The sequence below is a fragment of the Comamonas aquatica NBRC 14918 genome, from assembly GCF_000739875.1.
GTDB classification, from domain to species: domain Bacteria; phylum Pseudomonadota; class Gammaproteobacteria; order Burkholderiales; family Burkholderiaceae_C; genus Comamonas; species Comamonas aquatica.
The window spans coordinates 71,068-78,267 of record NZ_BBJR01000044.1 but is presented as its reverse complement, the minus strand read 5'-3'; the positions used below and the strand labels follow the sequence as shown (position 1 = coordinate 78,267).

Annotated in this window: 7 protein-coding genes and 1 other RNA gene; 4 read left to right on the top strand and 4 right to left on the bottom strand. The window is 58.1% G+C overall.

Going from position 1 to position 7,200, the window contains the following annotated elements; all coding sequences use genetic code 11:
• Positions 1-141 precede the first annotated feature (141 nt).
• Positions 142-474, bottom strand: a complete 333-nt coding sequence (gene trxA, locus CA2_RS10045; RefSeq protein WP_042416164.1) for a thioredoxin TrxA — start codon at positions 472-474, stop codon at positions 142-144.
• A 244-nt stretch (positions 475-718) separates the two neighbouring features.
• Here trxA and CA2_RS10040 point away from each other — a divergent pair, with 244 nt between their 5' ends.
• On the top strand, positions 719-2,056 hold the full coding sequence (locus CA2_RS10040; RefSeq protein WP_042416161.1) for a TIGR03862 family flavoprotein: 1,338 nt from the start codon (positions 719-721) through the stop codon (positions 2,054-2,056).
• Between the two features lie 333 nt (positions 2,057-2,389).
• Here the strand turns inward: CA2_RS10040 and ffs are convergent.
• Positions 2,390-2,485, bottom strand: an RNA gene (ffs, locus tag CA2_RS17545) — signal recognition particle sRNA small type.
• A 179-nt stretch (positions 2,486-2,664) separates the two neighbouring features.
• Between ffs and CA2_RS18025 the strand changes: the two genes are divergently transcribed.
• The 3 genes from CA2_RS18025 to CA2_RS17200 all read left to right on the top strand — a co-directional run bounded on the left by CA2_RS18025 (position 2,665) and on the right by CA2_RS17200 (position 4,702).
• The gene (locus CA2_RS18025; RefSeq protein ID WP_156106010.1) at positions 2,665-3,225 is read left to right on the top strand and encodes a hypothetical protein; all 561 of its coding nucleotides are present in this window, start codon (positions 2,665-2,667) and stop codon (positions 3,223-3,225) included.
• A gap of 59 nt (positions 3,226-3,284) precedes the next feature.
• A complete protein-coding gene (locus CA2_RS10035; protein WP_042416207.1) occupies positions 3,285-3,875 on the top strand; it encodes a recombinase family protein in 591 nt (196 codons plus the stop codon).
• A 137-nt stretch (positions 3,876-4,012) separates the two neighbouring features.
• Positions 4,013-4,702: a KilA-N domain-containing protein gene (locus CA2_RS17200; RefSeq protein ID WP_052369905.1), complete on the top strand. Its 690-nt coding sequence runs from the start codon at positions 4,013-4,015 to the stop codon at positions 4,700-4,702.
• Here CA2_RS17200 and CA2_RS18020 read toward each other — a convergent pair whose 3' ends face one another.
• Both CA2_RS18020 and CA2_RS10025 read right to left on the bottom strand, forming a co-directional pair.
• Positions 4,703-4,996 carry a molybdopterin-binding domain-containing protein gene (locus tag CA2_RS18020; protein WP_156106009.1) on the bottom strand — a complete coding sequence of 98 codons (294 nt, stop codon included), beginning with the start codon at positions 4,994-4,996 and terminating at the stop codon, positions 4,703-4,705.
• A gap of 967 nt (positions 4,997-5,963) precedes the next feature.
• A complete protein-coding gene (locus tag CA2_RS10025; protein ID WP_169741463.1) occupies positions 5,964-6,995 on the bottom strand; it encodes a site-specific integrase in 1,032 nt (343 codons plus the stop codon).
• Between the last annotated feature and the right edge of the window lie 205 nt (positions 6,996-7,200).

Below are 7,200 nucleotides of genomic sequence, written 5' to 3'. Positions count from 1 at the left end.
TCGTTTTGATTATGACAGGAAAAGAAAGCGAACTGCACACGAGTTTGTGTCATGCAGTCGCACAAGTGGGACGCGCGGCAGGGTGACACGGGCCTGCACGCGGGGCGCGCAGCCGTGTGTACGGCTGCGCAAAGGCGCTTATCAGCCGACGTGCTGGTCGATGAACGCCGTCAGTTGGGGCTTGGCCAGGGCGCCGACCTTGGTGGCCAGCAGCTCGCCGTTCTTGAAGATCATCAGCGTGGGGATGCCGCGAATGCCGAACTTGGCGGGCACTTCACGGTTTTCGTCCACGTTCATCTTGGCGACGGTGATCTTGCCTTCGTAGTTCTTGGCCACGTCGTCGAGGATCGGGGCAATCATCTTGCAGGGGCCGCACCATTCGGCCCAGTAGTCCACCAGCACGGTGCTGCCGGGTTGCAGCACGTCCGATTCAAAGCTGGCGTCAGTGACATGCTTGATGAGTTCGCTTGCCATGGAGTTGTTCCTTGTTGTGAGTGTTGGGGCGGTTGCGCACGAGCGTGCGCAGAGAAAAATGCTGCCGATAATTGTGACAGAAACGAATGTCCGGACGTGCAGCATGGCTGGCTAAAAACGCCTATGAAAGCCATAGCGGCAGGCAATCTGCGGATGGCTGGGATGGCCCCAGGTCTTCCCCATGGCGTTATGCTGCCTGCCCTTTGGCGCTGCGCGCCGGTGATGAGAAGAAAGAAGGATGCCTATGTCAGCTGCCGCCGTGCTGCCGGTTTTGAACTGCGATGTCGCGATTGTGGGGGCGGGCCCTGCAGGGCTGATGGCGGCGCAGCTGTTGTCGGCCCAGGGGGCCAAGGTGCATGTGTTTGACGGCAAGGCATCGGTGGGGCGCAAGTTCCTGCTGGCGGGCAAGGGTGGCTTGAACCTGACGCATGCCGAGGCCTTCGAGCGCTTTGTGGAGCGTTATGGCGATGCACAGCCCCTGCTGCAGCCGCTGCTGCAGGACTTTGGCGCCGACCAGCTGCGTGCCTGGGCCGAGGGCTTGGGCATCGGGACGTTTGTGGGCACGTCGGGCCGCGTCTTCCCGGCCGACATGAAGGCCGCCCCCTTGCTGCGCGCCTGGCTGGCGCGTCTGCGCGCGCAGGGTGTGGTGTTTCATATGCGCCACCTGTGGAAGGGCTGGGGTGCCGAGCGGACCCTGGTGATGGGCACGCCCGACGGCGTGCAGCCGGTCCAGGCCCGGGCCACCTTGCTGGCCCTGGGGGGCGGTAGCTGGGCGCGCCTGGGCTCGGATGGTGCCTGGGTGCCGCTGTTGCAGGCGCAGGGTGTGCAGGTGCACGCGCTGAAGTCGGCCAACTGTGGCTTTGATGTGGGACGCACGGCGGCGCCGCTGCCGGTGGACGAAACCCGCCGCGCCTTCCTGCAGGAGCTGCTGGGGCAGTCGTCTGCGAACGCGCCGGGATGGAGCGAGCACTTCCGCCAGCGCTTTGCCGGTGCGCCACTGAAGTCGGTGGCCATCCGTTTCACCGACAGCCTGGGGCGCAGTTTCGATCGCCGCGGCGAGTTTGTGGCCACGGCCACCGGGGTGGAAGGCAGCCTGGTCTATGCCGTCTCGCACCTGCTGCGTGACGAGATCGAACGCCATGGCGCCGCCACGTTCCAGCTCGATCTGCTGCCCGCCTTCAGCGCGGACAAGGTGCTGGAGCAGGTGCGCCACCCGCGCGGCTCGCGCAGCTTGTCCAGCCACTTGAAGGGGCGGCTGGGCCTGGATGGCGTCAAGGCCGCCTTGCTGTACGAGCTGCTGCCCAAGGAAGACATGCACGATCCCGTGCGCCTGGCCCATGCCATCAAGGCGTTGCCCATCACCGTGGTGGCCGCGCGCCCGATGGACGAGGCCATCAGCACGGCCGGCGGCGTGGCCTGGGCGGCCTTGTCCGAGGACCTGATGTGCCAGGCGCTGCCCGGCGTGTTCTGCGCCGGCGAAATGATCGACTGGGAGGCGCCCACCGGCGGCTACCTGCTGACCGCCTGCTTTGCAACGGGCGTGCGGGCGGCGCGCGGTATCCAGCGCTACCTGGGGGAGTAAATAAAAAAGAGAGCTGTTGACGCTCGTGGATTCTGCATTTGCACTGTTTTTGTCGTGCAAATGAGCTTATTCCTTGCGCGATCAGCTCTTTTTTTTGATGGAGTAGGGGCGACCGTGCGCTGGCGCTGTGAGGCCGCGGGCCGTGCCGCAGTGCGGTCGCGGTGCCGTGGAGCCGGATTGGCAGGGCATGTCCGGCCGCATTCAGAACCATGCAGGCGCAAAACTGTCCGAGACGGCGCGGTGTGCGGCGCAATCTTATGGGAATGCAATTGTCTGGGGAGTGGTGCGCTTCGGAGCAAGGCCTCTTGTCAAGCAAGAGGAGTCGGAAGCGAAGTTGACAAGCCTTACCTCGGCACTGGTTTCACAGTTAGGGCTGCTTGGTTCCCCACCTGACCCGGTTGGCTGCTTCCCCATGCGAGGGGGCCTGTCACGCCTTTTTAGACCAAAGTGACACACTGAAGTGGCACGCGGAATAGGGTTGCAGTTTACCAAGGGGTAGGCTGTTTTTTGGTGAAATTTCTGAGCTGTCTTTAATGGGTTGGTACAGGTGCTTTCCCCCCCTCTGGTGGGTATGCTCTAAACAAATTCAGAGAAGAGAGGGTAGGAGAATGAATGAACTGAGTTGCTGGTATGTGGACTGGACAGCTATTGCAGCCGTGGTTACAGCTATTGCGGTAATGGTCGCTCTTTGGGTTGGCTTGGAGCCAAGGCGTATGGAGGCGAAGAGGCAGAAACAACGAGCTATTGTTGCTGCAGGGCTTTTGGGGCTGGAATTGCGTGCAGCGCTGATTACAGGTCAGAAGCTCAGTAATCCTCAAGAGTGCGAAGACCTTCAAAAGAATCCTAAGCATCAAGAATATGCACTCGGAACGTTGGCAATGCCATTGTTTAAAACCTGTGCGGCTGAAGCGGAGACATATCCATACACAGTTTCTGTATTGATGGCAAACGCTTGCGCAGCTACAAGCGGGCTTCAACTCTCCATTTCAATGATGAATCAAAGACAAACGTTATCTGCTGAGCAAATATCCAGAATGCAATCCATGGCTAAAGCAGTTGCCACTACCTGCGGCGAGCTTGAGCAGGAACTGAGGTCTTATTTGCCTGCAGAAAAACGTTCGGTTTCTAACACCCCCTCAGACAGCCCTGCAGACATGCCACAAAAATAGGGTTGCGACTTTTCTACACCAATGACATACTGACACCCATTATTAACAGGGGTGGACGCATGAGCGCACGGGTGTACGGCTATGGCCGAGTAAGTACAGCAGACCAGACGACAGAGAACCAACGCCAAGAGCTGGAGAGTCTGGGCCATGAGCTGCAGGCGCAGCGCTGGTTCTCCGACACCATCTCAGGCAAGGTGCCAGCCAAGGAGCGCCCCCAGTTCTCCAAGCTCCTTGAACGCATGGAGGCTGGCGACCTCCTGCTGGTCTCCAAGCTCGACCGCCTAGGCCGAGACATGATTGACGTACTGCAGACGCTCAAGACCTTGGAGGAGCGCTCTATCAGGGTGAAGGTCAGTGCACTGGGAGACGTTGACCTCACCAGCGCGGCAGGCAAGGTGACCGTGCGTGTCTTGGCGGCAGTCGCTGAGATGGAGCGGGACTTACTGGTCGAGCGCACACAGGCGGGCCTTGCACGCGCCAAGGCTGAAGGCAAGCAGCTAGGCAGACCCACCAAGACCACTGAAGAGCAGCGCCACGCCATCAGAGCACGGCTGAATGAGGGGGTCTCCGTGTCTCAGGTGGCGCGGGACAACGGCATCAGCCGAGCATCGGTCATATCCATAAGGGATGCAGCCACAGAGACCATCTGAGCATCCGCCTATCACCACAGCACCACAAACGCCTCTGCAGGGTTCGCCTTGCAGGGGTTTTTTGTTTTCCTCTTGGGCATACGCATGCCCCACCGATACGGGGACACCTAGCTTAAAGGCAACCAAAGGAAAACATCATGACTTCTACCGCACTCATCACCAAGACATACAACGACACCACCGTGCTGACCTTCCGCAATGACGGCTGGTTCAACATGACCAAGGCTGCGAAGGCTTTCGGCAAGACGCTGGAGAATTTCATGCGCTCACCCGAGACGCTGGAATACCTCGCCACTCTTAAATCTGTGAAAAACACAGAATATGTGGAGACCTCCCGAGGCCGCACTGGCGGCACCTGGGCACACCCCAAGCTGGCCGTGTTCTTTGCACGCTGGCTGGACACCAAGTTCGCCGTCTGGTGTGACACTGTGATTGACGACATCCTGCGCGGCAAGGCCGAGGTGGTCGTGACCAAGCCCGAGCAATCGGAAATCCTGAAGATGCCCACCAGCCTGCTGGAAGCTGGCAAGCTGTGGCTGCAAGAGCTGGAGCGTGCCGAAGCCCTGAAGCTGGAGAACAACGAGCTGAAGGAGGAGAAGGCGCTGCTGGAGCATGAGGTCACCCACCTGACCATCACTGAATTCCGTACCAACATTCGCTGGTTCTTCCCTGCCAGCGTGCGTAGCAAGCTGTCCATGACGGCCAAGAAGCTGACCGAGGATGCAGGCGCTGCCTGGCGGAAGCTATGCAGCGACTGGGTTATCTGCCACCAATATAAAAAGCCCCCAAGGCATTACCAAGGGGGCTACTATTTATGTCTACATTAATCAGTGCTTCGGCATTAACTCATCAATACCCAGTGCAACAGAAACAGGGTCTGCAGGTAATCCAATCCATGCATGTGTTCCCAAGCAGAGGACAGCAGCGCCACGGGCTTTGAGCTGCTTCAGGTTGGTTGGGCGTGTATCCTTCAGCTCGAACCACCGTGCTGCCTCTGGGTGTTGCTCTTCAGCCTCTGGAAAGAGAGCGTCTACTACTTCTGTCTGGTCGTTCCATAGGTGTTTGTCCATCAACTCCACGAGGCTGGATGTGGTCAATGGTGTGTGCTTGTTCAACTGCATTTGTCTTTTCCGTATTAATGAAAGCGAATGCGTAGATTATGCCAAGCGATTATCTGCACATAATCCAAATAGCGATTGACAATATTAATCCCGGATGCGGAACAAAAACCTATCACACCCTGTGCTTAATATTTGATTGATTATTTTAATAATGCTTAATTTATGAGCAGCATAATGCCAACCCACGGATGCACGCATGGCACCGTACCAGACCACCACAGCCACCCTCCCCACCTTGAGATTGGAGCCAAGCAAGCAAAGGCAGGCTGCATGCCCGTGGGGATGCTCTTGGGCTGCTGTAAAGCGCCCACAGAGCGCCGTTCGGTCTGGGGCAAGGGGGTAGTAGCACTCAAGGGTAAAAACGCCACAGAGCACCCCTGAGTGGCTTGGGTTGGATGCTACAACTAAAGGAGCATGAAACCATTGCTGGGCGTGGCTTGGAATTACGGGGACGCCTAGAGGAAAGCCAAGCCAAAAGACAATCTATAAGAAATGACTATAGGTATCTTCAGGTTCCCTCTAGGTAGTCCTCTGGCATCTCCAAGCAATCCTTGGTGAAGTAGCTGTAGTGAATGAAGAAAGAGTCCCATTCATAGGCAGTGCCAAGACCAGCCCCCCAGCTCCTCGCTATTGAATGAATGGGGAAGGGGTCATCACAGAAGCAGGTGTTGTGGTTGTCGTGAAGTTCTTCTGCTGCCTCTGTGTCCCTTCCCCGCCCCTTTCCAAGCCAGCGCCAGCATCAGCAGCCTTGCACCTCATGGTGAAGGCGTCAGGCTCATGCGCAGTGCCTGCCCTGCCTTGGTCAGGATGTTTGCATTACAAACCCTTCAGCGGCCTCTGTGCTGCCTCTGCGTTTGCGGTTGTCCCCCGTACCCCGTCAAAGCGAATGAGCAGCTATGCAGGCTGCTGTGCCCACCTATCAGACCCCATGTTCAAGACCCCGGCCTTGGCTGGCGCTGTGCTTCCTTCAGTGATGCTCAGTGCCTGCTGCAGCTGTGGTCTTGGTCATGGGGTTTTTTGCCATCTGCTGTTTTCGACCTTTTCCCACTATATGGAATGCATCTGTACTGCCCTGTCGTTTTCTTCGAGCCTCCACGCGAGCCTTCCATCCGCCCCTCTGTGCCTTTTCCAAGCGCGGCGCTGTGTATGTCTTGGGTAGGCGCAGAAACGGGAAGGAGACGGCCTCAATCGCCTCTATGCGGTCTTCAAGGTCTATGCCTTGGTAAACCTTTGTCCCGATGCTGCCCTGCGTCTCATGGCCTGTAATCGCGTCTTGCACCTTCTCTGGAATCTTTGCCTTGGACATGCGTGTGCGGATGAGGTGTCGGAATGAGTGGAAGTCTGGGTACTTCTCAGTCAGCCCAGCCTCGCGCCTGAATTCACCGAACCAGTTCGATATGTATAGGCCAGGACGCTCTGGGTTGGCATTCAGAATCGGCCATAGACGCTCATAGCCTGCAGCCTTGATGGCTTGGGCGTATTCAAGCAAGCCAAGCCTGACCAGTTCAGAGTGAATGGGGATGTCCCGTTTGCTTGCATCGCTCTTGAGGCGTTGACCAGCGCCTGAGTCAGTGATGCGGAGCATGGGTGTTCCATCAACGACGAAGATGTCATCAGCCCGGAGCTGGGCCAGTTCACCAATCCGTGCACCTGTGTACAGACCTATCAAGGGCACCCAATACGCGGCATCGCTGCCTGACTTGCTGCCCTTGGGTGTGTCGTAGTTGGTGAATAGTGGCTGGCTGAATAGCTGCTGCAGCTCATCATCACGCCATGCGCGCCGCGTTTGCTCTTTGCTGACCTGAATGTCCAAGCCTTCCCAAGGCTGGCGAGGAATCAGCTCCAGCTCTTTGTGGGCGTAGCGCGGCAGTGTTTTGACCCAGACCAGCCGCATCCGCGCTGTCTTGCTGGAGATGTCTTGGGTATGCAGCCAGCTCCTGTAGGTATCTCCGTGCGCTCTGGTCAGCTGGTCTATGCGCAGGTTGCCTATCACTTGCACACACGAATCCACGGCAAGCAGGCAGTAGCTTTCTGAAGAGCGTGTCCGCTTCTTGGACTTCAGCCACCGCTCATAGAGCTGTCTGAGGGTCAGGCACTGGCTAGGTGCTGGTGGCGCTGCCTGTGGTGTTGCTGGGGTGCTGGTCGCTGTGTGGACTGGGTGTATCCCATGCAGAGGCGCTAATGCCCTCTGCGCCTGCTCTGAG

What these genes read in the sequence shown, in the direction of transcription:
- CA2_RS18020 (WP_156106009.1), bottom strand. Translation starts at nt 4,996, where the DNA reads ATGCAGTTGAACAAGCACACACCATTGACCACATCCAGCCTCGTGGAG.
- CA2_RS10040 (WP_042416161.1), top strand. Translation starts at nt 719, where the DNA reads ATGTCAGCTGCCGCCGTGCTGCCGGTTTTGAACTGCGATGTCGCGATT.
- CA2_RS10035 (WP_042416207.1), top strand. Translation starts at nt 3,285, where the DNA reads ATGAGCGCACGGGTGTACGGCTATGGCCGAGTAAGTACAGCAGACCAG.
- CA2_RS18025 (WP_156106010.1), top strand. Translation starts at nt 2,665, where the DNA reads ATGAATGAACTGAGTTGCTGGTATGTGGACTGGACAGCTATTGCAGCC.
- trxA (WP_042416164.1), bottom strand. Translation starts at nt 474, where the DNA reads ATGGCAAGCGAACTCATCAAGCATGTCACTGACGCCAGCTTTGAATCG.
- CA2_RS17200 (WP_052369905.1), top strand. Translation starts at nt 4,013, where the DNA reads ATGACTTCTACCGCACTCATCACCAAGACATACAACGACACCACCGTG.